The organism is Xanthomonas sp. F10 (genome assembly GCF_014206815.1).
Taxonomy (GTDB): Bacteria; Pseudomonadota; Gammaproteobacteria; order Xanthomonadales; family Xanthomonadaceae; genus Xanthomonas_A; species Xanthomonas_A indica.
In genome coordinates this window covers 713,317-738,927 of record NZ_JACHNP010000001.1, presented here as the reverse complement: position 1 = coordinate 738,927, position 25,611 = coordinate 713,317, and the positions used below count along the sequence as shown (strand labels likewise).

Sequence of the window (25,611 nt, the reverse complement as noted above, 5' to 3'; positions counted from 1 at the left end):
ATGGTAGACGGGCGGCACCGCAGCGCGTGCAGTTGCATACGTATTCATCGCGCAGGCCGCGGGCTGCAAGGGAACGCCTGGCTATAGTCGTGGTGGTGCCACGGTCGCCTTGGGAGGGGAGATGCCGCTGCCGCTTCACGTTTTGTCGCAACTGCGTCCGACGCTGCGCGTGGCTTCGCTGCTGGCGGGCGTACTGTTGTGCGCCGCACCACAGCTGCACGCCGCGCCGCAGACCGTGGCCAGCGTCGATTCGCCGGACAAGGTCCTGCAGGTCTCGCTGCAACTGGACGACGGCCGCCCCAGCTACCGCGTGCTGCGCCTGGGCGAACCCGTGATCGGCGACTCGCGGCTGGGCTTCCAGTTGCGCGACGGCGGCCTGGACCGCGACCTGGCCGTGCTGGACCAGCGCAGCCGCAGCGTCGAAGAGACCTGGGAACAGCCCTGGGGCGAGCGTCGCTACGTGCGCAATCACTACAACGAGTTGCGCGTGGAGCTGGGCGAGCGCGGCGGCCGCCAGCGCCGCTTCGCGGTGGTGTTCCGCGTCTACGACGACGGGCTCGGCTTCCGCTACAGCTTCCCGCGACAGGCCGGCATGCAGGAAGCCATCGTCGACGAGGAACTGACCGAGTTCGACATCGTCCCAGAGGCCACCGCCTGGTGGATTCCCGCCGGCGCGCCCATCCACTACGAGTACCTGCACCGGCGCACGCCGCTGCGCGAGGTGCCGCTGGCGCACACGCCGTTCACCCTGCGCAGCCAGGATGGCCTGCACCTGGCCATCCACGAAGCCGCCCTGGTCGACTACGCCGGCATGTGGCTGCGCCGCGGCGAGGGCCAGCGCCTGCATGCGCAGCTGTCGCCGTCGGCGGAAGGCTGGAAGGTCCGCCGCACCCTGCCCTTCGACACGCCGTGGCGGACGCTGCAGATCAGCGACACCGCCGGCGGCCTGGTCGACTCCAACCTCATCCTCAACCTCAACGAACCCAACGCGCTGGGCGACGTGAACTGGGTGCACCCGGCCAAGTACCTGGGCGTGTGGTGGTCGATGCATCTGAACCAGGAAACCTGGGCGCGCGGCCCCAGGCATGCCGCCACCACCGCCAATGCCCGCCGCTACATCGATTTCGCCGCGGCGCATGGCTTCCGCGGCGTCCTGGTGGAAGGCTGGAACCCCGGCTGGGACGGCAACTGGGTCGGCAACGGATACGACTTCGACTTCACCCGCCCCACCGCGGACTTCGACATCGAAGCCCTCAGCGCCTACGCGGCAAAGAAGGGCGTGCATCTGATCGGCCACCACGAGACCGGCTGCGCGGTGGAGCACTACGAAGACCAGCTCGATGCGGCGCTGGACCTCTATGCGCGGCTGGGTGTGGACACGTTCAAGACCGGCTACGTCTGCGACGACGGCCAGGTCGACCGGCGCAATCCGGCCGGCGGCCCGCGGTGGCGCGAATGGCACGACGGCCAGTTCATGGCCCGGCATCATCTGAAGGTGGTGCAGGAGGCGGCCAAGCGCCACCTCTCGGTCAATGCCCACGAGCCGATCAAGGACACCGGCCTGCGCCGCACCTATCCGAACTGGCTTTCGCGTGAAGGCGCGCGCGGGATGGAGTACAACGCCTGGGGCGAGCCGCCGAACCCGCCGGAACACGAAGTCGATCTGGTGTTCACGCGGATGCTGGCCGGTCCGATGGACTACACGCCCGGCATCCTCAGCCTGAAGGGCCGCGGCGGACGCGCGATTCCGAGCACGCTGGCGCGGCAACTGGCGCTGTACGTGACCCTGTACAGCCCGATCCAGATGGCCGCCGACCTGCCCGAGCACTATCTGCAGCACCGCGACGCCTTCCGCTTCATCGAGGACGTGGCGGTGGACTGGGACGACAGCCACGTGCTCGACGGCGAGATCGGCGATTACGTCACCATCGTGCGCAAGGATCGCCATAGCCGCGACTGGTTCCTGGGCAGCATCACCGACGAACACGGCCGCGTGCTGCCGATCGCGCTGGGCTTCCTCGAGCCGGGCGTGCGCTACCGTGCCGAGATCTACCGCGACGGCGACGCCGCCGACTACCAGCGCAACCCGTTCGACTTCGTGCGCGAGCAGCGCGTCGTCACCAGCGCCGATCAACTGCAGGTGAAGCTGGCGCCCGGCGGCGGCCAGGCGATCCGTTTCGTCCCGCTGGATCCGGCGCCGGCCTCCTCCGCCGGGACGGCCACGTCACGCTAGCGCACTCCCTTTGCACAAGCTGCCGCCGGCAACACACCGGCGGCGGCGCCCGATGCCTGGTCACCTCCTGCTGCACCCGGCACCGGCCCATCGCACACGAACCGGCAGCGTCGGAGCGCGCGACATCGGCATTGGCGTCGGCCAGGCGTTATCGTCCCGCTCGGTCACACCGGGCCAGGCTTACGCCTGCATGCATCGCGGCATCGCCTGCCGCACGGCATTCGCGCGTGTGCGATGGCGACATCGGCTGCACAACGCATGCACGTGCCGGTCGGCACCGGCATAGCGCCCGGCGCACGACATTGCGATCCTGAAAGCGCTTCCAATGCGATGCACGCCAGTGAATACGTATGCAGCGGGCGTTCGCAACCAAGCCGCGTGTCTACCATACAGCGCAACCGCGACACCGCCCTGCGGCTGCGCGACACGCACATCCGGCCGCCTCGCCGGTTCAGACATTCGCAAGACAACATTGCCTGGGAGGGGAAAATGTTGAACCACAAGCGCAACGCGCTGACGCTGGCGCTGGCCGTCGCGATGACGCCAATGCTGGCGGCTGCACAGTCCGATACCACCGCCACCACGTCCGCCAATCCGGTCACCGAACTGGACAAGGTCCAGGTGACCGGCATTCGCCGCGGCATCGAGAACGCCATCGCGATCAAGCAGGACTCGACGTCCATCGTCGAGGCGATCTCGGCCGAAGACATCGGCAAGCTGCCGGACGTAAGCATTGCCGAATCCCTCGGCCGCCTGCCCGGCCTGGCCGCGCAGCGCGTCGCCGGCCGTGCCCAGGTGATCAGCGTGCGCGGCCTGTCGCCCGATTTCGCCACCACCCTGCTCAACGGCCGCGAAGTGGTCAGCACCGGCGACAACCGCAGCGTCGAGTTCGACCAGTACCCCTCGGAGCTGGTCAACGGCGTGACCGTGTACAAGACGCCCGATGCCGGCCTGGTCGGCCAGGGCCTGTCCGGCACCATCGACATGCAGACCGTGCGCCCGCTGAGCTTCCCGGACCGGGTGATCGCGATCAGCGGCCGCCTGCAGAAGAGCTCGCTCGGCAAGGCCGCCGATGTCGACGCCTTCGGCAACCGCTTCAGCGCCAGCTACATCGACCAGTTCCTGGACAACACCCTGGGCTTCTCGATCGGCTATGCCCACAGCGACATGCCGATCCAGGAGAACCAGGTCGGCCTGTATGAGCCGTGGAGCACCGAAAATACAGACAAGGGCGCGCGCCGAGGTGTTCCGCAAGGCACCTTCTTCTCAGACGGCATCAAAGCATTGCGCCGGACGGGCAATAACAAACGCGACGGCGTGATGGCGACCGTGCAGTTCCGCCCATCCAGCAGTTGGACCAGCACCTTCGACGCGTTCCATACCGAAGCCGAGCAGATCGACACCGCCAATCAGTTCGAACTCAGTCTGAGCGGCAATGGCGAGGATCCAAACAATCCTGCTGCCATTCTCCCAATATTCACGAATGTCAGCCGTAACGCGGACGGTACATTCACCGGTGGCACCATCAACAATGCCTATCCACTTGTCCGCGGCATGTACAACAAGCGCAAGGACAAGATCGACGCGTTCGGCTGGAACAACGAGTTCAATCTGGGGAGCGTCAGGCTGGTGGCAGACCTGAACTATTCCAAGGCCACCCGGGACGAACTAAACCTCGAAAATAATCTGCAGCTGATCCCACGACCGCAGTTCGATTCGATCGGTATCACCGTCCATCCAAACGGCTTCTCGCAGATCACGCCCGGCCGCGACTACTCCAATCCGAACGACCTGTTCCTGACCAACACCATCTACGGTTCCGGCTACGGCAAGGTGCCGGAGGTCGAGGACCGTCTGAAGGGCGGCCGCCTGGCGGCGACTCTGCCGGCGCCGCAAGCGCTGACCTGGTTCTCGGACATCGACGTGGGCGTGAACTACGCCGACCGGCGCAAGCAGAAGACCCAGGCCGAGGGCAACATCCTGCTCGGCGCGCAGGGCGACACCAGCATCGCCAGCGACCTGCAGTACGACCCCGTCAACCTGGGCTTCGCCGGCATCGGCAACATCCCCGCCTGGAACGTGCCGGCGGCGGTCGCGCGCTACATGACCTTCAATCCGGTCACCAACCTGGACTATCTGATCCCGAAGTCGTGGACCGTGCAGGAGAAGATCACCACGGCCTGGGTCCGCGCCAACATCAATACCGACATCGGCGAGGTCGGGGTGCGCGGCAACATCGGCGTGCAACTGCAGCATGCGGACCAGAGCTCGCAGTCCAGCTACTTCGACCAGTCCCGGCCGGCAGGCCAGAACGTGCTGCCGATCGACGCGGGCAAGACCTACAACGACTGGTTGCCGAGTCTCAACCTGGCCTTCCTGTTCCCGCACCAGCAGACCCTGCGCTTCGCCGCAGCCAAGCAGGTGGCGCGGCCACGCGTGGACCAGATGCGCGCGGGCCTGGACTTCGGCGTCGACACCTCCACCGGCAAGCCCGGCGGCAGCGGCGGCAATCCCCTGCTCGACCCGTGGCGCGCCAACGCGCTGGACCTGTCGTACGAAAAATACTTCGGCGAAAAGGCCTACGTGGCGGCCGCGGTGTTCTACAAGGACCTGAAGAGCTACATCTATACGCAGTCGCGCGACGACTACGACTTTTCCGCCCTGCTCGCCAGCTATGTGCGCCCGCCGGGCATGAGCGTACCGGTGCAGACCACCGGCACCTTCTCCTCGCCACAGAACGGCAAGGGCGGCACCCTGCGCGGCCTGGAGCTGACCGCCTCGCTGCCGCTGGACATGTTCACCGACAGCCTGCGCGGCTTCGGCGTGCAGGCCAGCGCGACCTTCAACGACAGCGACATCAAGATCCTCGATCCCGAAAGCGCCTCCAGCGTCGGCTCGGATCCGATCAGCCTGCCCGGCCTGTCCAAGCACGTGTACAACTTCACGGCCTACTACGAGCGCAATGGCTTCGAGGCCCGGGTCAGCCAGCGGCGGCGTTCGGACTTCATCGGCGAGATTGGCAACTTCAACGGCAACCGCACGCTGCGCTACGTGGTCGGCGAAAACGTCACCGATGCACAGGTCAGCTACACCTTCGCCGACGGCAGCACCCTGGCCGGGTTGAGCCTGCTGCTGCAGGCGAGCAACCTGACCAACTCGCCCTACCGCACGTACGCCGGCACCAAGGACCGCCCGCTGGAATACGTCGAATGGGGACGCACCTACATGCTGGGCGTGAACTACAAGTTCTGAGGCCCGCGTAGCGGCTGCAACCGACGCCCGCCAGCGCACCCGGCGGGCGTTTTTCTTGGGGCGGGTGCCGGCTGCGGTGGTGTCGACTAGCGCGACGCCAAGATGCATTCGGTTGAACGGAGGATCGCGCAGCCGAGTGGGGCCTTTTTGCCGAGTGAGATAAAGCTGAGCGGCCCGTAGGGCACATATCGACCTTCCCGTGTGCCGGGAAGCGCCATGCCAGTGATCCGATTCGGCACTGCGGACCGACCGGCCTGGTATCACCCCGAGAGGCGGGACCGTGACGAGGCGGCGCTAGGCCGGCGGGTCGAAGTCGACACCGCCATCGTCAACGCAGGCTTGCAGCCAGAAGGCCACAGGAGCGCGCAACCGTTCGCGCGGTGAGGAAAGGTGGCATCTCGGATCGGAGCGGCGCGCAAACGTCGTGACGGCGCTGCGTGGCTCGCCGGCGTAGCGATAATGACGGATTCGCGTTGACTGCCGGCGCCGGGCAACGCGGGGGAATGGAACTGCCTGTCGTGGGGACGAGCGAGGCCGGTTTCCCGAACGGGCTCCAGTTTCCCGGAAGTCGCTGCTATCGGCGACGGCGCGTGCACTGGTGCCCCGGCGCTGCAATTGCCAGGATCGCGGCCACCGCGATGTGCCACTCCCGGGTGCTGGCCCTGCGGATCGATCAGTGCCGCTTACTCGGACGCCAGCATCATCTCCGCGCACATACGGCCTCATCCGGCGCGAGGCACGGCAGGCCATCGGTTGATCGCTCGTCATTCCTTGCGATGTGGCAACCGCATCGCGCGCGATGCGGCATGTCCCTCGACAGCGCTCGGCGCGCGCTCACGCGCCCTGCAGGCACACCATCGCGTAGCCAGGCAAACGCAGGCGATCGCCGATCGCCCCATGCTCCACGCCCGGTACCTCGAGCGCTTGCCAAGCGCCCTCTGGCACCGCCACGTCAACGGCCTCGGCAGATAAGTTGAACGCCAGCAGCAAGGTTTGCGCGGCGTGGCGACGCTCGAACATCAGCACGGGCTCGGCCGTCTCGTGGAACACGATCTCGCCCCCGCGCAGCGCCGGATGGCGCTTGCGCCAGGCCAGGAACCGGCGGATCGCATGCAGGACCGACTGCGGATCGGCCTCCTGCGCCGCCACCGATTGCGCGCGGTGCGCCGGTGCAACCGGCAGCCAGGGCGTACCGCTGCTGAAGCCGGCCTGCTCGCCGGCGTCCCAAGGCAGCGGCGTCCGGCATCCATCGCGGCCCTTGAAGTTCGGCCAGAACGCGATGCCATAGGGATCCTGCAAGGCCTCGAACGGTACCTCGGCCTCGCCCAGGCCCAGTTCTTCGCCCTGGTAGAGGCAGACCGAGCCTCGTAGCGAGCACAGCATCGCGATCAGCAGGCGCGCGAAGGCGGGTGTCTCGGCGCCCTGCCCCCAGCGCGTCACCGCGCGTTGCACGTCGTGATTGGAAATCGCCCAGCACGGCCAGCCTTCGGTCATCGCCGCTTCCAGGCGCGAGACCGTCTCGCGGATGTAGGCAGCGCTGAAATCGTCGGTCAGCAGTTCGAAGCTGTAGCCCATGTGCAGATGACCGGCGCGCGTGTATTCGGCCGTGGTCGCCAACGAATCTTCCGACGAGATCTCGCCGAGGCTCACCGTCCCCGGATAGCGGTCGAGCAAGCTGCGCAGCTTCTGCAGGAACGGAAGATTCTCCGCCTGCGTGTTGTTGTAGTAGTGGTACTGGAACGCATACGGATTGTCCGGGCTGAAGCCGCGACCGACGCGCTTTTCCGGCGGCTTGGGCGGGTTGTCGCGCAACTGCGGATCGTGGAAGCAGAAATTGATCGCATCCAGCCGGAAGCCGTCCACGCCGCGCGCCAGCCAGAACTCCACGTTGTCCAGCGTCGCCTGCTGCACCTGCGGATTGTGGAAGTTCAGATCCGGCTGCGAGGCCAGGAAGTTATGCAGGTAGTACTGCCCGCGGCGCGGCTCCCACTGCCACGCCACACCGCCGAAGATCGACAGCCAGTTGTTGGGCGGCGTCCCATCCTCGCGTGCATCGGCCCACACGTACCAGTCGGCCTTGGGATTGTCGCAACTCTGCCGGCTCTCCTTGAACCAGTCGTGCTCCACCGAGGTATGGCTGAGCACCTGGTCGATCATCACCTTCAGGCCCAGCGCATGCGCCTTGGCCAGCAGCGCATCGAAGTCGGCCATGGTGCCGAACAGCGGATCGACCTCGCGGTAATCGGCGATGTCGTAGCCGAAATCGGCCATCGGCGACTTGAAGAACGGCGAGATCCAGATCGCATCGACGCCCAATGCCGCGATGTAGTCCAGCTTGCGCACGATGCCGGGCAGGTCGCCGATACCGTCGCCGTTGGCGTCGAGGAAACTACGCGGATAGATCTGATAGATGACGGCACCGCGCCACCATGGAGCCTGAGACATGCAACGCCCCCCTTCGGGCAGAGATTGCGCGTGCGACGGGCACGCGAAACGCTGCGTTAGAGTAGCGTTGATGCAGGAATGTGAGTCATGCCTGCATACGTATTCAGCACAAGGAGAGCACTAGAAAAATGACGCTAAAACCTTGCACCGACTCTCATACTAAAATCCAACCAAGAAATCCAACAGCGCTTGAAATTATAAAACCACCCATCACTCACCAGAAAATTTTATATGCATTCAGCACACTCACTGGAATAGAGCCTGAGCAAATCGACTCCAATTATTGAAAATTCAGTACCGAAATTATGCGCCACCCGGGAGCATCAGTCGTAACCCTTGACTACTTACGACAGCCGATCCTCGGCCTGTAAAACGTTCAGCAGGCGCTTCTACCGCCACACATGGCCACTCTGCGGTGCAAGATAAAATTCAATACTTCTTAAAGAAAGGTTTCGTGCACTCAGTGAATTTAACAAAACATTTAGATCCAACTCTCTTACTACACGCCTCGGATGCCAGCTCACCAGCTTCCTTTTCATCTTTCGCCGCAATGATACTACTTCCGACGCCCTCAGCTGGATTCGCTATAGCGACACACTGGTTAAAATATGTCATTTTGACAGAGCAATCACTCACTCCCACCGCATGACATTTATCCAAAGCGTCTTGGACAGCATCATCTTTACTAAACTTCCCAACAGAACTCCATCCTTCCTGACCTGCGTCAGACATCACTATCGCACCCCAGGTTTTAATCCATTCACCGGTGGGACGAGCTGGAGCAGAATCCTCATCAGGAAGACATTGGGCACTACCTGCTTGAACCCCACCTGGACATCGAGTCTGGGCAAAGCAGCTCCCAGATAACGCCAGGAGAAATAAGAAAACAGCAGAAAAGAGCCTCATAAAAGTCCTCACACTCTATTATCGTAAGCACCGCGACTACCAGGCTGTGCCACCTGAGTTGCAGGTTCAGCGCCTCTATTCATTGTATTCACTGTAGAAGTTGTCGCGTTAGTACTTACGTTACTATTGGTTGCAGGCGCCTGGGGCGTATAAGGCCGCCCGGAAGCCGGATCCCTACCAACCTGTCCCAAGCCCGAATACGGCGAGAACTGACCCAGCGTACCCTGGAAGAATGCAGCCGCCATCGGCGGTGCCGTAATGATCAGCGTGCTCAACACCAAGCCGATTCCTCCTTGTTGCAACGCCATACTGCTGACGCCTTCGCCCGTCCCGTTCGACGCAGCCCAGGTGGCGAGGAAGCCAGCACCAACTGCCGCAATCACCTTCGTTGCGAGACCAACGGTGAAGCTCAGGACCGCCAGCGAGAAGACCGTCCCGATCCCGTACATCAGCCACTTCTGGAACAGGGACTTGGTGACATCAAATAGCAGGCACAGGATGAACAAGGGCCCAAAGCCGATGAACAGCGCCATGGCCAGCTTGTTCAGCAGCAACAGCGATCCACCCACAACGCCAGGCCCGGCCATGCCTAGACCCGTGAAGAGGCGCGCGCGATCCTTCTCCTTTTCACGCTCGGCGTCGCCAGCGGTATTGATCTGGTCGATGCTGGTCATGGCCACCTGCATCAGCGCGAGATTCTTATCGATCGCGGCGTAGGGACTCTCGGAGCTGCCAGTCACGGTCTTCACGATCGCACTGCTGAGCCCGTCGGTCAGCCTCCAGTAGAGCCCGTCCATCGCCGCATCACCTGCTGTCGCGCCCGGCCTGGCAGCGGACACCATGCTCATCGCCACGCCGATGATCAACGCGGCGCGTAGCGAAGTCACCACCAGTTCCATGGCCGATTCGCGCGACTGCCCGGTTGCGACTCGATAGCCCTTCAACAGGATCCACAGCGTCAACGCGCTCATCGCCGTCACGGTGACCCACCATGACATGCGGATCAGCAGCGACCATTGGAAATAGTCGATCTCATCGCGCAGAAAGTTGTTGATGAGCGTAAAAAACGCGTAGTTGCTGAAACTATCGAGAAATCCCATGACCGCTCCGTAACGCCGACGCTCATCGCTGAGCTGCTTTTTGCTGATCGATTCCGTTCTATGAATCGGGCAGCGTGGTTAATCTTCGATACTCAATTGCTTGAGGCCATCGGGCCGCTTTGTCTTGGCGAGTTGCAAGGCTCCGCCCATCACTGCGCCACCGACCAACTTGCTCGCGAAATCGCCCAACCCCGAGAACCCTTCGAACAAACCGCCGCCGCCCGTCGTCGTGGCCGAAGGCGCCTTCTTGCCGTTCATCGCAGCCCAGGCGCCGGCGGATTGCACCTGCGTCAGATACGACAGGCGCTTTTCGTAGGCGAACATCGCCGCCTCGGTCTGCTGGCGATCGATGTCCATCAGCGCGCGTAGCGCGATCAGCTTGTTGGTGTTGTCTTCCAGCAAGCCGATCTGGTTCGAGGCGATTTTTGAGCGCTGGTCTTCCAAATCGCGCAGGCGCTGCAATCGCTTCTCGGTGATGTCGTACATCGCCACCATGTAGTTGAACTGCGAATTGCGCGTGCGCTGGATCAATTCACAGGTCTGCTGCTGCTCCTGCGAGACGGGCGTCCCCGAAGTCTTGGCCGCGCAATCAGAGACGCCGTAATTGTCGTCGACCTTGACCAGCTTCTCCTTGGGCTTTTCAACCTCTTCGCCACTGGACCTTTGCTTCTCCGCCTTACCGATCTCGTTGTCACCGCGGATCTTGTTGAGCTTCTCGTCCAAGGTCTTCGTATTTCTTTCATTCTCTCTGATCTGATCTTTATCGATCACCTTCCACTGAGCAAACGCAGTGGCGGGCAGCAGCATGCAAAGAACAACTGCAGCGGCAGCGTTGCGAACGCGATTGGAGGATTTCATCGTCTTGTCCATAAACACCTCAACACAGATCTTGTAGAAACATCGCCATGCGTGACTTGGGCGAGGCAGTCAGCTGACCGCCGCCGCCCCCCGATTATCCGAAGACACCGACCTCGCCGGGCCCGATTTTCCGGAACCCTTGCGCCGTGCATAGAACTCGCTCAACCACTGTTCGGGCGTCAGATCGTCTGGCGCGACGCCATGCTCCTTGGCCTTGCGCTCCAGCACCTCGTGCATGATCTCGATGTTGTCGGTCGACGCGGAGATCACCGACAGCGCATCGTCCATGCCGCGCAGATTGAGCTGGCACACCGACGACCCGTGGCCCTGCTTGACCAGGAAGCAGCGCGAGCGCTCGTCCAGGCTGACAACGACTTGGTACTCGGCCTCGGTGAGCTTGAGGCCGTCCATGTAGTCTTCCTTGCTGGCGTTGGGATTGGGCAGCAGGATCATGGTCGCGGTCTGTTCGACCAGCGCCGCGGAGATGTCGCTGGCAAGCGCATCTTCCGGGCTCTGGGTGGCGAAGATGCCCAAGCCGTTCTGCTTTCGGATGGTCTTCTGCTTGTTCTTGGCGAACTCCTTCAGGCCACCCTTGCCGTCGAGGATCTTCCAGAACTCGTCCATCACGTAGATCAGCGGCCGGCCGTCGATCAGGGCCTCCAGCCGGTGCAGCAGGTAGTTGATGACCGGAACGCGCACTTCCGGGTTGTCGATGACGTCGGTGTAGTCGAAGCCGATGATGCTGGCCTTTTCCAGGTCGATCGTATCGACCGGATTGTCGAACACCCAGCCATGCGAGTTGCCGGCGGTCCACTTGCGCATGCGCGCATACAGGCCGTCGTCGCCCATGTTGGGCAGGCTCTTGCGGAAATTGGTCATGCTGCGCAGATGCATCGGCGTATCCAGCATGCCTTCCACGCCGCGGAAGATGTCCTCCTCCTCGCGCGAGGTGTACTCGACTTTGCCGGCCAGCACCTTGATGAGGTCGGCCAGGAACTGCACGTTCGCTTCGGTGCGCTCGCACTGGAACGGGTTGAAGCCGGTGGGCTTGCCGTTCTCCAGCGCCAGGTAGTTGCCGCCACAGGCACGCACGAAGATCTCGGCACCTCGGTCCTTGTCGAAGAAGAAGATGGTCGGGATCGGATCGAACTTCTGCACCTGGCTGAGCAGGAAATTGATCAGCGCGGTCTTACCGGTACCCGACTTGCCGATCACCATGGTGTTGGCGATCGCCTTTTCGCCCAGCGAGTTCTCCGCCGGATGCGTAGCGTGGAAATTGAAGTAGTACGGCTGGCCGTTGGTGGTCTGCAAGGTGGTGACGCACTCGCCCCACGGATTGTTCTCGCGCTTGCCCTGGGCGAAGTTGTGCAGCGGCGACAGGCCAAGGAAGTTCAGCGAGCTGACACTGGCGATCCGCGTGCGGTAGCGCCAGTTGCCTGGCAACTGGGCATAGAAGGAGGACGCGACCGCCAGATCCTCCTTGGTCGAGACGAAACCGGCATTGGACAGCTCCGCCCGCGTGGTGGCCACCTGCTGCGCGAGCTTTTCCTGGGTATCGGCGTAGACGGCGATGGTGAAGTGGTACTCGCCCAGCACGAAATTGCCCGACGACAGCTGGTCCATCGCCAGGTCCAGCTCGTGGATCTGGCTCACCGCCTTGTCGCCGGAGGACACCATCATGCCCTTGGTGCGGTCGAGCACCTTCAGCGCATCGTGCCGGCCCATCGGGCTGAAGGAGTGGGTCACCACGTACTCGAAGTCGAGATACTTCAAGCCATTGAGAATGCCGGGATAGGTTCCGTCGGTGTATTCCTTGATGTTCAGAATGGCACCGAAGTGATTGATGCCCTCGGGCGTCTTGATCACGAAGTCGCCGGTCTTGTTGGCGAACATGTGCTTGCTGACCGGCAGATAGGCGGGCACCGGCGCCTGCAGCACAGGCACGGGCTCGTCGATGCGGTTGATCAGATAGCCGAAGAACTCCAGCGCCTCGGAGAACACCACGCCATTGCTGGCCTCGTACATGCTCAACCGGTAGGGCGAATAGTCCTTCAGCACGGCTTCGACGTTGCCGGCGAGTTCGAGCACCTTGGCGATCGCCTGATCCTGCTCGGACTGCAGCTGCGGAATGCTAGACGACTTGTCCATGAGACGCTTACCCGTTACCACGGGGCGATAGATCATGGTCATGTACAGCTCGTTCTGCATGATCTTCTGCGAGGACAAGGTGCCGTAGTACTGGTCCGACAGGTCCTGGTTGAACGCCTGCTTGAACTTGCCGGAGGTCTTGATGCGGCGGCGGCGGCGCACGTCGTGCACCCAGAACGCCACGTTGGCGAAATCGGGGGCGCGCAGCGTCTGCAGCATGCGATTGAAGGTGTTGTGCCGGTGTTCGATCTCCCACTCTTCGCGGCCCACGAACGGAAGCCCGCCCAAGTGCCAGACCAGCATGAAATCTCCTCCCGTCGTCTTCAGCACGGACGGCGCCACGTGCGTGGAGATGGAGATGAACTCGCTGATCGAAGTATCCGGGATGAACATAAGGGAATAACTCAGAATCCGTTTCGTCTTGCCAAGGCCCGGTGCGCATGCACCGGGAACCGCCGACCGCGCTCGTAGCTGCAACGCGCCGACACGAAAAACCGAACAACCCCATGCACGACATCAGCGTCGTGCATGGGGCCGAGACCCGGTGCCCGGTTCCAAGCTAGCGCTTGGCGCCCGGCACCTCTTTCCTGTACTCATTCGGCGAGAACACCCACATGCCGGAATAACGCTGCAGGTTGCGCACGCGCATCCTCATCATCCAGCGCAATCCGAGCATGCGGAAGATCATCTCGTCCCGCTTGGTCATCTGCTGCATGACGAAGACGATGACCGGAATGAGCGCCAGCAGCCACATATTGAAATAGATACCCATCAGGAAGCCGCCGCCCGCGCCGATGAAGAACGGGATGTACGGCACCCCGAAAAACATCGCCGGTCGGGTGCAGCCCCGGAAAAGTACGTTCTTATGCATAGTGCAGGACGTGCTGGATCATCTGAGCCGCCGCGGTGGCCTTGCACTCGGCCTGACCGGTGTCGCCGATCAGCATCTTGGCCAGCTGACCCGCCGCGCCGATCAGCACGCCACCCAGCAGCACCGGCGCCACTTCGGCAACGCGCTTGTGTGCGAACGCGATCTGGTAGCCGGCGAAGACGACCGCAATGGTCACCACGACGACCGAGGCCATGTTCAGGATGTTGTTGGTCTTGCCGAGGAAGCCGCACACCTTCTGGTCGGCACCGGCATAGTCCTGCGCCATCGCGAAGCTGGACGCGAGCAGGGCCACGGTGAACAACGCCGCCTGCAGCGCCGCCTTACCGACGACCTTGGCGTTCGACTTCAACTGATTGTTCTTGAACATCGTGAGTATCTCCTTGACTGGAAAACAGGGGGTGATCAAAAAGCCACTTGCATGGCAGCGCTACTGCATCTGGCTAGAATACGAAGGCCCCGTCGCCAGACGTCGGCGGCGGCGTACTTGTGCCAGGAACGGCCGCTCCCGCCACGGCCTGCGGCGCGTGTGCGGCAACGTGCGGAGCTGGGGGCGCTCCGCCACCTGCAGGAACCGCCACTCCTTTGCCGGCGCCTGTAGGTCGTATCACATAGAGATCAGCGTCTGCCGCTATCGGCTGTGCCGCCGCGGCCGCCACTGCGCCAGCTGTCTGCGGCGCCGGCGCCGCAACGGCAGCCTGGGGACGCACCGGCATCTGGCCTTGCGCAGCGAGCCCGTTGGCAAGTCGATCGGCCACTGAGTCGATACGCCGCGACACGATCGAATCGACTTCGCGCACCGCCGCGGCCTTCGCCGAATCGGTGACCATGCGCCGCACGCCGCCCGCCGGGATCACCGGAATCGCACCCGCGGTGGACACGGCAAGCGCCCTGCCCTGGTTGATCGACGCATAGACCTTCTGCACGTAGCCGTGCCGATACCCGGTCTCGAAGTTGCCGGAGTAGTAGCAACTGAACGACTTGCCCCAGTTGCCACCGGACCGGCTGTAGCACTCGGCCAGGATTTTGGACGCGGCCTGCAGATTCGGACAGGTCTTGAACGCCTTTTCGTAGGTATCCAGACCGTACTTGATGAGGTTGTAGCGATTGACCTGCCCCAGGCCGAGGGAAAAATTGTAGCCCTTCTCCTCCAGCATCCGCGCCGTGGCGACGGCCTCGGACAGGTTCTGCGGCTGGCGCACCAGGCGCCCACCGACCACCCCGATCGCGAACGGATTGTGCGACGACTCAACGCGCACAACGTGCTGCATGACTTCAGCCGGAACCGCCATTTCGGGACAGCTCAGTAGTTCCATGCCTGGCAACATGCCGTGGTTACTCCTTTATGCATCGGCATCGTGGCAACCGCCCAGAACGCCGCAGATGTCGCAAATCAATCGTGTTGGAAGAAAAATTCAAAGTCAATCGGCGGATTTTCGCCTTATCACTTCAATGAACATATTCACCCTCCACCCGAATGCGTGCGCTCCGGATCGAAATCGATACCGGTGATATAGCGCCGGCCCGCGTGCGATTTGATATGGACAACGATGTCGATGGTCATCATCAGCAAGCGCTTGATGACGGCGAACTCCAGGCCCGAGCCTTCGGCCGAGGCCTTGACCATCAGCGCCAGCTGGTCCCAGGTCTGCCCGATGCTGCCAGCATGGCAACTGGTGATGGAACCCGGATGACCGGAGGCGCAGTTGCGAATGAAGTAGAACGATTCGTCGCCGCGCAGCTCGGCCAGGATGATGCGGTCGGGCTTCATGCGCAGGCAGGCTTCCATGCAACTCTTCGCGGTCACGTTGCTCGTGCTTTGTCCACCTTTCGAATAGAGCAAATGCACGGAATTGGGCTGACTGATGAAGAGTTCGCGTGCGTCCTCGATCGTCACCAGCCGCTCTTCGTGCGGGATGTGATTCACCAGCGACTTCATGAAGGTGGTCTTGCCGCTACCGGTGGCGCCGGCGACGACGATGTTCTTCTTGAACAGCACCGCCTTCTTGAAGAATTCAGCGTAATCCCGCTGCCGCCGCAGCTCGAGCAGTTCGCGGTCCTGCTCGCTGAGTCCCGATTGCACTTCCAGGATCTCCTGGAAGAAACCGTCTTCCTTGTACTGCTCCAGTGTCTTGGTGTGCTTGGACGGCAGTCGGATGGTGATCGACACCTTGCCGGCGTCGCACGCCGGCGGGATCACGAACTGCGCGCGCTGCCCGGTGGGAAAGGTCAGCGACACCACCGGATCGGCATCGGTGATGCGCTGGCCGGTATTGCTCTCGTTGACCACCGCCGTGCAGAACTGTCGCGCGCGGTCGAAGGTCAGCGACGGAATGTCCATCCGCTGCCAGCCGCGCAGGGTCTCCAGGTACAACTCGCCGGGACGGTTGATGCAGATTTCCGTCACTTCCGGCGAGTTCAGGTATTCCAGGATGCCCAGCACCGAGTACTGGTAATCCAGGAAATCCGTGGAGATCTGCGCGGTCGGGGAGTCGTCGAACGTCACGTCGCTGTCTCGTTCTCGGTCAACGCGGCAACACGGCCGTGAAGTCGACGTCCTTGGCCACGTAGACGTTCACGATGGTGCCCTGGTTGATGGTCACGGTGGCGGGACGCCGGCGATCCAGTGCCTGGTCGGCCAGACGCTGGATGGACTGCGCCGTGTTGCTCTCGAACGGCTGCTCGGTGACGATGCCGGAGTTGAGGCCGGTGGTCGTGGTCTTCGGGCCGTGCTCGGCCGCCGCCCACTTGAAGGCATCGCTGAGCATGCTGATCATCAGCGCGGACGAGATCCGGCTCGCCCAGTGCGCGTTGTACTGGCCCGGATGGCCGGCGCTGCCGAGGTTGTCGACACCAGGACCGACCAGGGTGACATCGATGCCGGTCGGGGTGGTGATGCGATCCCAGACCACCTGCATGCGCGGGCCGGTCGGCTCCGCGGAACCGTACTGGCCGAGGATCTTCGATCCCTTGGGCAGCAGCAGGCGGCGGCCGTTGATGGAGTAGACCGGCTCGGTGATGATGCAGGAGGTGAAGCCCGGGAAATCGGTGATGATCCGGGTTTCCAGCACGCAGCGGATGTAGGTACCACGCACCAGCAGACCGTCCGGGTTGGCGATCGGCTTGGCCGAGGTCTCCTGATCCTGCTGCTGCGGTGCACCGCCCTGCTCCTGCCCCGGCAGCATGCCGCCAAAGCCCTGGCCGCCACCGGCGTCCTGCTGCAGGCCAGCCATGCGCCGCTCCAACAAGGACGGCCCACGCTCCTGCCGCGGCGCCGACTGCAGCTGCGCATCGGGATCGGTCGGCATCGGCGGCAACGGCGGCAGGCTCGGCTGCTCGGCCAGCGGCACCGGTTCGGCCGGCTGCACCGGCGGCGGCGCCGCGGTCTGCGGCAACGCAGGCGCGACCACCGCTTCCTGACGCGGCTTCGGCGCGGGCTCGGGCGTGCTGCTGCCGCTCACCAGCCAGAAGATCGCCAGGATCAGCAGCGCGGCGATACCGGCCAGGAACACCAGCGCCTTGCGATTGAGCTTCTTCAGGTCGCTGGAACGCAGCACCGGCTCATTGGCGTCCAGATCCGGATCGGCAGTCTGTTGCTGGCGCGCGAAATAGGGATTCTCGCGCTGCGCATCGTCCGCATTCGGATTGCGCGGCTGACCGTTATCGCGGCCGTAGTTTTCGTCAGACGGAGGTAGATTCGAGTTCACTTTTGCTTGTTCCTACGCAAGCCGACAACATTCTTGCCGTGGCGGATGACCAGGAAGGGATAGGTCCCGTGGACAATCAGGGTGTTGCCCTCGACTGTGGTGTTGACCAGGAAATCCTCATCGCTTTCCTTCTCGCGGCCGAACACGGCCGGGAAATTGCCTGTCGGGAAACGCGTCAGATCCATTTTGATATAGGTGAACTTGCCATCGTCGTAGACGCTGCTCGGCACGATCCACATTTGCTTGGAGCGCGTGGAATAGTCGTAGTCGAAGTAGTAATGACGATCTTTGGTCAGGCGCGTGTCGAGCTGCGACTGATCCTTCACCTCATCGCTCGCGGCGGCAAAGCTGGTGTCCTTCGGATAGGTGAAGGTCACCTTGTACTGGACGCCGGCCTGCTTGGCCTGCTCCAGCCGCTGCCAATCCGTAGCCACCACCTTCAATTCCAGGATGTAGGAATGGGTGGCGGTGCGGATCATCATGTTGGTGTCGACGTCGACGTTCTTCGGCTTCAGATAGAAGACGTTCTCGCGACGGCTGAGTTCCCAGCCACTGGTGAAACCGGTGCTGTAATCGAGGATCTTCTCGTTCGGGCTCAGTTCGATCTGGGTGGTGATGCCCAGGCCGGTACGCACCTGATAGATCTTGTCAGGCTCGTACTCGTACTGCTGGACCACCTGGGCCGACGCGATCGGCGCGAACAGGCCCAGAGCCAGCAACGCGGTATGCGCCGCACCGGTTTTCGTCAGGAAACTCATCGAACGTTCGCTCCATTACCATTGTGCTGAGGTGCAACGTTGGGTGCAGGAGGCGCAGTAGCGGGCTGCGCTCCTGGATAGACCGGGGCGCCGCCCGGGTTGGCCATCGGCGCCTGCTGCGGAACCGGCATCGTGCCGCCAGCGCCCGGCGCCATCGGCTGGCCCTGCATCTGCTGCATCGGCACTTGTCCTGCAACTCCCGGCGTCTGCGCGGCTGCCGGCTGCTGAACCGCGCCAACGGCAGGCGTCTGCACGGCGGACGACGGCGGAACCGGCATGGCCGAGTAGTCGTTGTCGACGCGGTAATCGGTCACCTGGAACCCGAGCGGATTCTGCACCCGCAGTTCGTCTTCCATGGCCAGGTTGCTGTTGTAACGGAAGCCCATGATGGCGAACTTGTTGTCGAGCAGCGTGGACTGCCCGGTCTTCTTGTCGTAGATGCTGCGCTGGAAGCGCACGTTGGCACCGTTATAGGGCTTGCCGCCGCCACCGAGCAGCGAGATGCTCAGGATCTTGACCCGAATCGAGCGTGCCTTGCCGTAGGTGTAGTACGGCGCCGACGGATTGTTGGGCGCGTGCAGATTGAAATACTCGGCCCCTACCGAGGTATTACGCGGCGCCATCGAGAACACCGTATTCCAATCATTGAGCCCCATCATCTCCGAGTCGTAGGACTCACGCGCGGTGATGAAGCGCGCCACATTGCTCCTGGCCAAGGCTTCGCTGTTGGTGACACTCTGCACATCGCCGCTGTTGCGCAGCACCGAGATCGTGGAATTGCCGGTGTACGCATCCGCCATCACCAGATACGGCACTTTCTCCTTCAACGGCAGCATGTAGTAATACCCGCCGCCAAGCAGCAGGCACATGATGATGGCGCCGAACGCGACCCACCACGCACGGCGCTCGCTGCGGCGCGCCAGATCAGCAATGCTGATTTCGTAATTGACCGCCTTCGCTACCGCTTTGTTGACGTTTTCGCTTTCGACCGGCTTTTTACCGAACATCAGACTTCACCAGGTTTCGTAATGTGGCTGCCGGCGTACAGCGTGCACGCCGACGGTGACGTCACTTCGCGCTGCTGCTGGCCGCCGGCGCACCACTCACCGACGACGAAGGCTGCACCAGGATGCGATTGCCCGCGGCCGTCACGCTCAGCCCCTCCTGCGCATAGACCACGCTCAGTTCGGCGACCGCCTGCTGGATGCTGGTGGTGTTGATCTTGGCGACCGGAGCGTACAGCGTGTAGTCGGACTGGATGCCGTAGGACAACTGCATGTTCGAGTCCTTGGCCCAGCGCTCGAGCATCGTCTTCAGCGTGCCGTCCATCGGGATCGCCTGGTACACGTACGACGAGTACAGCGGGATCTCCATGGTCGACTCGGAGAAACGATTGACCGGCTTCCACTTGCCACGGAAGTCGGGCGCCGGCCTGGTTGCGCAGGCGCTCAACAGCGCGACGGCACTCAACGTAGCGATCAGCCGAAACATATGCGTTCTTTTCACGCGAGCCTCTGAATTGCGGAAACGTATTGAGAGCGGGCGGCGCGCAGGCGGCCCACTGCTGGATGGCGAAGTTCGACGCCACGACGCGACACGCGCGTCGCGAGAAGAAAGGCACCGGGAACGGCGCGGGCGCGGATCCGCGGCAGGCGACGGAAAACGTCCGAAGCCGCGCGCTCAGCGCCGAAGAAAACGGAATTTGACAGCAAACCTTCCATGTCACCCCTTACGTGCGCCTGTTCGACCCACGCCCCTGTTCCTGTTCTGTTACCAACGCACCGCCATACTCGCGAGAATGTGCCGCAGGGGCATGCTCACGTCAAGCATTTGGCAAAAAAACGTTCAATTGATAAATAAGCCCAAAAAATAGGTGTTTTTCGTCACATTTTTAGACCGACAGCGTCGGAATGTCGACTTTCGGACGCAGCCGCGCGGTGAAGTGGCGATCCTTGTAGTACTTGATCTTGTCGCACTTCACCGGATGCGGAATGCCCTCGTACAAGAACACTTCCTGATCGTTCCCCATCGCCTTCAACTCTTGCGGCAGCATCAGCGCTCGCTTCTCCTCCGACACGCTCCGGGTCACATCCTTGCCGCGCGTGACGTTCTTCTTGCGGAAGGTGGTGTAGCCGAGCATCTCGGAGTAATCGTTGGCATCCTGCTGCTCGCGCGGAGCGTAGAGAATCTGCAGTGCATGATTCGTGATGATGGTCCGCGAGATGTCCTTGCCATAGGTGGCATCGAGCTGCGCCATGCTCTGGATGATCGGCAGAAGGCGAACATTGTAGCCGGCCATATATGACACTGCCGAGGCGATGATGTCGACCTTGCCGATCGCGGTGAACTCGTCCATCAACAGCAGACACTGGTACTTCAATGCCGGATTGCTCTTGGGCAGCTCCTTGGTGTTGAGGTTGATGATCTGGCTGAAGAACAGGTTGATGATCAGGCGGCTCTCGGCCAGCTTGTTGGGCTGGATGCCGATGTAGATGGTCATCTTCTTCTTGCGCAGGTCGTTCAGCAGGAAGTCGTTGTCGCTGGTGGCCGCGTCCAGCACCGGGTTGATCCAGGCATTGAGCGGCTCCTTGAGCGTGCCCATGATCGAGGCGAAGGTCTCGTCCGCCTGCGACAGCAGGTTGGAGAATGCCGACTTGGCGTTGCCGCTGAGGAAGCGCCGCTCCGATAGCGACTTCAGGTACTTCTTCAGGTCGGTGCCGTCGCCGGAAGACAGGCGGTAGATCGCGCCCAGCGTCGGCGTGCCGAGACCGCCGGGGAAGCCGATGTTGCGCTCGTCGTCCCAGTTCTCGAACAGGTACAGCGAGAACGCCATGAACGCGTTGCGCGCCTGGCTGACCCAGAACTTCTGGTCGTCGGAACCGTCCGGGTACAGCATGGCGGCGATGCTCATCAGGTCCGAGACGCGGAACGCCGGGTCGTCGGAGACGTAGCTGAGCGGATTCCAGCGATGCGTGCGGCGGTCCTCGGCGAAGGGATTGAACAGGAACACCTCCTGGCCCTGGCTGGCGCGCCAGCCGCTGGTCAGATCGAAGTTCTCCTGCTTGATGTCCAGGACCACCACCGATTCCTGGTACTCGAGCAGGTTCGGAATGACCACGCCGACGCCCTTGCCCGAGCGGGTCGGAGCCGCCAGGATCACGAACTGCTGGCCGCTGAGGCGCACCAGCTTGCCGCGGAACTTGCCGACCACGATGCCGTCGCCGCTGGTCTTGAACAGCCCGTGCTTGGACAGGTCGGCCGCGCCGGCGAAGCGCGCGTCGCCATGCAGGCTGCGCTTGGCCGGCTTGAACATCAGCACCAGGATCAGCAGCGCCACGAGGCCGGGCAAGCCAAAGCCGAGGTAGCCGGCCCACTTGATCTTGCCGACGTAGGGGGCCACTTCCGGCAAGCCGATGGCGTGCACGTACTGGTAGTAGGTGCCCAGCCCGAACATGCGCGTGTCCAGCTTCAGCAGCAGCAGGACCAGGTAGCCGGACAGGAAGTAGCCGCAGACGGCCGTGAGCACGACGACGAGCGCCGCCGCAACGAGTTTACGATTCGACAAGCCCTATCCTCCCTGATCCATCCTGGCGAATATTCTAGAGCGAGTTCCGCGCTTTGCGACGGGCCGCGTCGGCGGTCCGCGCGACGAGATGGGTGCCTGCAGCCGCGGCGGCCGAAGACGGCGCACGGCAGGCACGCAGCACACCCCCAGCACGATGACCCGATGGCGAACCCCATGGCACCGGCCCGCCTCGCCCGGTCGTCCAGGCGGGCTCGCACCTGCCTCGACCCGTATGACGCGTTCTAGCGGCGCTGCCGCGTGCTCGGCTTGTGCCGCGACGGCTTCTTTTCTGCGCTCACCGCGTCCCGATCGCGCTCGACCAGGGTATCCAGGAAGACCCGTGCCTCGTCCCAGGACATGTCGTGCGGATCAACGCGCGCACCGCCGTCGGTGGTGACCGTATAGCCCACCACGTTGGCCGGGCTGTATTCCGGCTCCCGGGTCAACGCCACGAGCTGGTAGCGTCCTTTGACTTGCACCGTATGATGGTATTCCACCATGCGCCTGGCCTCCTCGCCTGATCGTCCGCTCGGATGCTAAAGCAAGCGTGGCCGCGCGGCCAGCGACGTGCTGCGGGGCGCCGTCGGCAGCCGCAGCGCAGACACAAAAAAGCCGGCTTCCGCCGGCTTCGTCGTTTCCACGCACGCCTCTTCGCGTCGTGGTGGGCGGTACAGGGTTCGAACCTGTGACCCCTACCATGTCAAGGTAGTGCTCTACCGCTGAGCTAACCGCCCTTCTCTGCCGCGGCACACCGCTGCAGGGGCGCGAATCTTAGCCCACCTGACAGACAAGAACAATACCCACCGCGTTATCGGCCGCCGCGGCGGCCTGCCTAGCCGACCAGGCTGGCATCGCGCAGCTTCTTGATCTGGTCGCGCACCCGTGCCGCGTCCTCGAACTCCAGATCGCGCGCGTGCTGGTACATCTCCTGCTCCAGGGCCTTGAGCCGCGCGGCGATCTCCGCCGGCGCCAGCGTCCGGTAATCGGCCGGCTCTTCCGCCACCCGGCGCGCCTTGCCCTTGCCTTTGCCCTTGCCGGACTTGGCCTCAGTCACGTCGTCGCGCGCGCCTTCCAGGATATCCACGATCGGGCGCGCCACCGACTTCGGGGTGATCCCGTGCGCCAGGTTGTATTCCACCTGCTTCTCGCGGCGGCGCCCGGTCTCGTCGATCGCGGCCTGCATCGAACGCGTCATCTTGTCCGCATACAGGATGGCCTTGCCGCGCAGGTTGCGCGCGGCGCGGCCGATGGTCTGGATCAGCGAGCCGGTGGAGCGCAGGAAGCCCTCCTTGTCGGCGTCCAGGATCGCGACCAGCGAGACCTCGGGCATGTCCAGGCCCTCGCGCAGCAGGTTGATGCCGACCAGCACGTCGAACTTGCCCAGGCGCAGGTCGCGGATGATCTCCACGCGCTCGACCGTATCGATGTCCGAGTGCAGGTAGCGCACCTTCACCCCGTGCTCGCCCAGGTACTCGGTGAGGTTCTCGGCCATGCGCTTGGTCAGCGTGGTGACCAGCACGCGATCGCCATCGGCCACGCGCAGGTTGATCTCCGACAGCAGGTCGTCGACCTGGGTGGCCACCGGGCGGATCTCCACTTCCGGGTCGATCAGGCCGGTCGGGCGCACCACCAGTTCGGTGATCTCTCCGGCGGACTCGCGCAACTCGTAGGGGCCCGGCGTGGCCGACACGTAGATGCTGCGCGGCGAGCGCGCCTCCCATTCCTCGAAGCGCAGCGGCCGGTTGTCCAGCGCCGACGGCAGGCGGAAGCCGAACTCCACCAGGGTCTCCTTGCGCGAACGGTCGCCTTTGTACATCGCGCCGATCTGCGGCACGGTGACGTGCGACTCGTCCACCACCAGCAGGGCGTCCGGCGGCAGGTAGTCGAACAGGGTCGGCGGCGGCTCGCCCGGCGCCTTGCCGGTGAGATGCCGCGAGTAGTTCTCGATGCCGTTGCAGAAGCCGACTTCGGCCATCATCTCCAGGTCGAACTGGGTGCGCTGCGCCAGCCGCTGCGCCTCGACCAGCTTGTTCTGCGCATACAGCTGCTCGAGCCGGTCCTTCAGTTCCAGCTTGATCGTGTCCACCGCGCTGAGGGTGCGCTCGCGGGTGGTGGCGTAGTGGGTCTTGGGGTAGATGGTGTAGCGCTGCAGCTTGCGCAGGGTCTCGCCGGTCAGCGGATCGAACAGGGTCAGCTGCTCCACGTCGCCGTCGAACAGTTCGATGCGCAGGGCTTCGCTGTCGGATTCGGCCGGGAACACGTCGATGACCTCGCCGCGCACGCGGAAGCTGCCGCGGTGCAGCTCATACTCGTTGCGGGTGTACTGCAGATCGGTCAGGTGGCGGATCAGCTGGCGCTGCTCCACGTGCTCGCCGATCGACAGGATCAGCCGCAGCGACAGGTAGTCCTCCGGGGCGCCGAGGCCATAGATGGCCGAGACCGTGGCCACCACCAGCGCGTCGCGCCGCGACAACAGGGTCTTGGTCGCGGCCAGGCGCATCTGCTCGATGTGCTCGTTGATCGAACTGTCCTTCTCGATGAAGGTGTCCGAGGACGGCACATAGGCCTCGGGCTGGTAATAGTCGTAGTAGCTGACGAAGTATTCCACCGCGTTGTTGGGGAAGAACGCCTTGAACTCGCCGTACAGCTGGGCCGCCAGGGTCTTGTTCGGCGCCATCACCAGGGTCGGCTTCTGGATCGCCTGGACCACGTTGGCGATGGTGTAGGTCTTGCCCGATCCGGTCACGCCAAGCAGGGTCTGCTTGGCCAGTCCGGCCTCGAAGCCGGCCACCAGCTTCTCGATCGCCTGCGGCTGGTCGCCGGCCGGCGAATACGGCGATACGAGTTGGAAACGGTCGGACATGCACAAGCCTCAAGGTGAAGAGCGAGGCCGACAATGTCGGCCGACCCCGCGCCGGGGAGATTTCCTACATGGGAACGCACAACCCCCTCATTCAAGCCCTGCCGCCCCGCCGCGAGACTGGCGACCTCGCACCGGGAGACGACGGACATGCGGAACGCTGCGCCGAAAGGCTACACATTGCTCGAGGCAATGATCGTGATGGTGGTGATCTGCCTGGTCGCCGGCTTGGGCCTGCCGGCATTTCGGGAGCTGCTGGCGAACCAGCGCCTGACGGCGGCGACCCACCAGCTCAGCGCGCACTTCGCCCTGGCGCGCAGCAGCGCCATCAGTTCCGGCGTCCCAGTCAGCGCCTGTCCGTCCAACGGCGACGGCAGTTGCCGCAGCGACAGCGACTGGAGCCACGGCTGGCTGGTGTTCCGCGACCCGGAACGGCTAGGCCAACCCACCACGCCGGACAGCATCCTCAGCGAAGGCAGCGCACCGAAGGCCGGCACCCTGGTGCTGCGCTCCAATCGCGGCCGGCCCTCGATCCGCTTCCTGCCCGACGGACGCAGCGCCGGCAGCAATCTGACCGTCAGCATCTGCGAGCGGGGCCGGCTGCGCGCGGCGGTGGTGGTGAACAACACCGGACGCATCCGCGCACGAAAGGCGACCGAACCCATGCCCTGCCGGATCCCTGACTGACGCGCAAAAGCAAAGGCCGCGATTGCTCGCGGCCTATGCGGATTTGGCGCCCGAAGTTGGACTCGAACCAACGACCCCCTGATTAACAGTCAAGTGCTCTAACCGGCTGAGCTATTCGGGCGGGGAGGCGCATTGTATAGAGGCCTCATGACAATCGCAAGGGGTGAAGAGTGCACTTTTCCGACTACCGCTGCGCCCACGCG

General features: G+C 63.3%; 19 protein-coding genes and 2 tRNA genes. 4 read left to right on the top strand and 17 right to left on the bottom strand.

What is annotated here, in order from left to right; all coding sequences use genetic code 11:
* Nucleotides 1–121 precede the first annotated feature (121 nt).
* Both FHR56_RS03310 and FHR56_RS03305 read left to right on the top strand, forming a co-directional pair.
* Complete coding sequence (locus FHR56_RS03310) at nucleotides 122–2,233, top strand: glycoside hydrolase family 97 protein (RefSeq protein ID WP_160945931.1); 2,112 nt, start codon at nucleotides 122–124, stop codon at nucleotides 2,231–2,233.
* 489 nt (nucleotides 2,234–2,722) lie between these two features.
* A complete protein-coding gene (locus FHR56_RS03305) occupies nucleotides 2,723–5,485 on the top strand; it encodes a TonB-dependent receptor (RefSeq protein WP_160945930.1) in 2,763 nt (920 codons plus the stop codon).
* Between the two features lie 834 nt (nucleotides 5,486–6,319).
* Here FHR56_RS03305 and FHR56_RS03300 read toward each other — a convergent pair.
* The 12 genes from FHR56_RS03300 to FHR56_RS03240 form a co-directional block, all read right to left on the bottom strand.
* The gene (locus FHR56_RS03300) at nucleotides 6,320–7,930 is read right to left on the bottom strand and encodes an alpha-amylase family glycosyl hydrolase (protein ID WP_160945929.1); all 1,611 of its coding nucleotides are present in this window, start codon (nucleotides 7,928–7,930) and stop codon (nucleotides 6,320–6,322) included.
* A gap of 914 nt (nucleotides 7,931–8,844) precedes the next feature.
* Nucleotides 8,845–9,936, bottom strand: coding sequence for a type IV secretion system protein (locus FHR56_RS03290; protein WP_019797769.1), 1,092 nt, complete (start codon nucleotides 9,934–9,936; stop codon nucleotides 8,845–8,847).
* A 78-nt stretch (nucleotides 9,937–10,014) separates the two neighbouring features.
* Nucleotides 10,015–10,743, bottom strand: coding sequence for a hypothetical protein (locus FHR56_RS03285; protein WP_019797768.1), 729 nt, complete (start codon nucleotides 10,741–10,743; stop codon nucleotides 10,015–10,017).
* A 120-nt stretch (nucleotides 10,744–10,863) separates the two neighbouring features.
* Nucleotides 10,864–13,335: a VirB4 family type IV secretion/conjugal transfer ATPase gene (locus FHR56_RS03280; protein ID WP_160945927.1), complete on the bottom strand. Its 2,472-nt coding sequence runs from the start codon at nucleotides 13,333–13,335 to the stop codon at nucleotides 10,864–10,866.
* 166 nt (nucleotides 13,336–13,501) lie between these two features.
* On the bottom strand, nucleotides 13,502–13,813 hold the full coding sequence (locus FHR56_RS03275; protein WP_081613218.1) for a VirB3 family type IV secretion system protein: 312 nt from the start codon (nucleotides 13,811–13,813) through the stop codon (nucleotides 13,502–13,504).
* Nucleotides 13,806–14,201 (bottom strand): TrbC/VirB2 family protein, encoded by a 396-nt coding sequence (locus FHR56_RS03270; protein WP_160945926.1) that lies wholly within the window; start codon nucleotides 14,199–14,201, stop codon nucleotides 13,806–13,808. Before FHR56_RS03270 ends, FHR56_RS03275 begins: the two co-directional genes overlap by 8 nt.
* Nucleotides 14,202–14,274: 73 nt before the next feature.
* The gene (locus FHR56_RS03265) at nucleotides 14,275–15,147 is read right to left on the bottom strand and encodes a lytic transglycosylase domain-containing protein (protein ID WP_184502402.1); all 873 of its coding nucleotides are present in this window, start codon (nucleotides 15,145–15,147) and stop codon (nucleotides 14,275–14,277) included.
* A 146-nt stretch (nucleotides 15,148–15,293) separates the two neighbouring features.
* Nucleotides 15,294–16,337, bottom strand: a complete 1,044-nt coding sequence (gene virB11 / locus FHR56_RS03260) for a P-type DNA transfer ATPase VirB11 (protein WP_160945925.1) — start codon at nucleotides 16,335–16,337, stop codon at nucleotides 15,294–15,296.
* Nucleotides 16,338–16,356: 19 nt separating this feature from the next.
* A complete protein-coding gene (locus FHR56_RS03255) occupies nucleotides 16,357–17,538 on the bottom strand; it encodes a TrbI/VirB10 family protein (protein ID WP_160945924.1) in 1,182 nt (393 codons plus the stop codon).
* Nucleotides 17,535–18,296 (bottom strand): TrbG/VirB9 family P-type conjugative transfer protein, encoded by a 762-nt coding sequence (locus FHR56_RS03250; RefSeq protein ID WP_019796046.1) that lies wholly within the window; start codon nucleotides 18,294–18,296, stop codon nucleotides 17,535–17,537. The genes FHR56_RS03255 and FHR56_RS03250 overlap by 4 nt, the downstream gene beginning before the upstream one ends.
* Nucleotides 18,293–19,303 (bottom strand): VirB8/TrbF family protein, encoded by a 1,011-nt coding sequence (locus FHR56_RS03245; RefSeq protein ID WP_160945923.1) that lies wholly within the window; start codon nucleotides 19,301–19,303, stop codon nucleotides 18,293–18,295. The genes FHR56_RS03250 and FHR56_RS03245 overlap by 4 nt, the downstream gene beginning before the upstream one ends.
* Before the next feature lie 61 nt (nucleotides 19,304–19,364).
* Nucleotides 19,365–19,787: a hypothetical protein gene (locus FHR56_RS03240; RefSeq protein ID WP_019796048.1), complete on the bottom strand. Its 423-nt coding sequence runs from the start codon at nucleotides 19,785–19,787 to the stop codon at nucleotides 19,365–19,367.
* Nucleotides 19,788–19,864: 77 nt separating this feature from the next.
* Here FHR56_RS03240 and FHR56_RS03235 point away from each other — a divergent pair, with 77 nt between their 5' ends.
* Nucleotides 19,865–20,002: a hypothetical protein gene (locus tag FHR56_RS03235; protein ID WP_160945922.1), complete on the top strand. Its 138-nt coding sequence runs from the start codon at nucleotides 19,865–19,867 to the stop codon at nucleotides 20,000–20,002.
* Between the two features lie 185 nt (nucleotides 20,003–20,187).
* On the opposite strand, the gene FHR56_RS03230 is transcribed toward FHR56_RS03235, so the two are convergent.
* From FHR56_RS03230 to uvrB, 4 genes are all read right to left on the bottom strand, one after another.
* On the bottom strand, nucleotides 20,188–21,861 hold the full coding sequence (locus FHR56_RS03230; RefSeq protein WP_160945921.1) for a type IV secretory system conjugative DNA transfer family protein: 1,674 nt from the start codon (nucleotides 21,859–21,861) through the stop codon (nucleotides 20,188–20,190).
* A 242-nt stretch (nucleotides 21,862–22,103) separates the two neighbouring features.
* On the bottom strand, nucleotides 22,104–22,361 hold the full coding sequence (locus FHR56_RS03225; protein ID WP_019796050.1) for a hypothetical protein: 258 nt from the start codon (nucleotides 22,359–22,361) through the stop codon (nucleotides 22,104–22,106).
* Between the two features lie 159 nt (nucleotides 22,362–22,520).
* A tRNA-Val gene (locus tag FHR56_RS03220) sits at nucleotides 22,521–22,595 on the bottom strand.
* Between the two features lie 98 nt (nucleotides 22,596–22,693).
* Nucleotides 22,694–24,724 (bottom strand): excinuclease ABC subunit UvrB, encoded by a 2,031-nt coding sequence (gene uvrB / locus FHR56_RS03215; protein ID WP_160945920.1) that lies wholly within the window; start codon nucleotides 24,722–24,724, stop codon nucleotides 22,694–22,696.
* 177 nt (nucleotides 24,725–24,901) lie between these two features.
* On the opposite strand from uvrB, the gene FHR56_RS03210 reads away from it, so the two are divergent.
* Nucleotides 24,902–25,408: a GspH/FimT family pseudopilin gene (locus FHR56_RS03210; RefSeq protein ID WP_260400237.1), complete on the top strand. Its 507-nt coding sequence runs from the start codon at nucleotides 24,902–24,904 to the stop codon at nucleotides 25,406–25,408.
* Between the two features lie 44 nt (nucleotides 25,409–25,452).
* Here the strand turns inward: FHR56_RS03210 and FHR56_RS03205 are convergent.
* Nucleotides 25,453–25,529, bottom strand: a tRNA-Asn gene (locus FHR56_RS03205).
* Nucleotides 25,530–25,611: the final 82 nt, after the last annotated feature.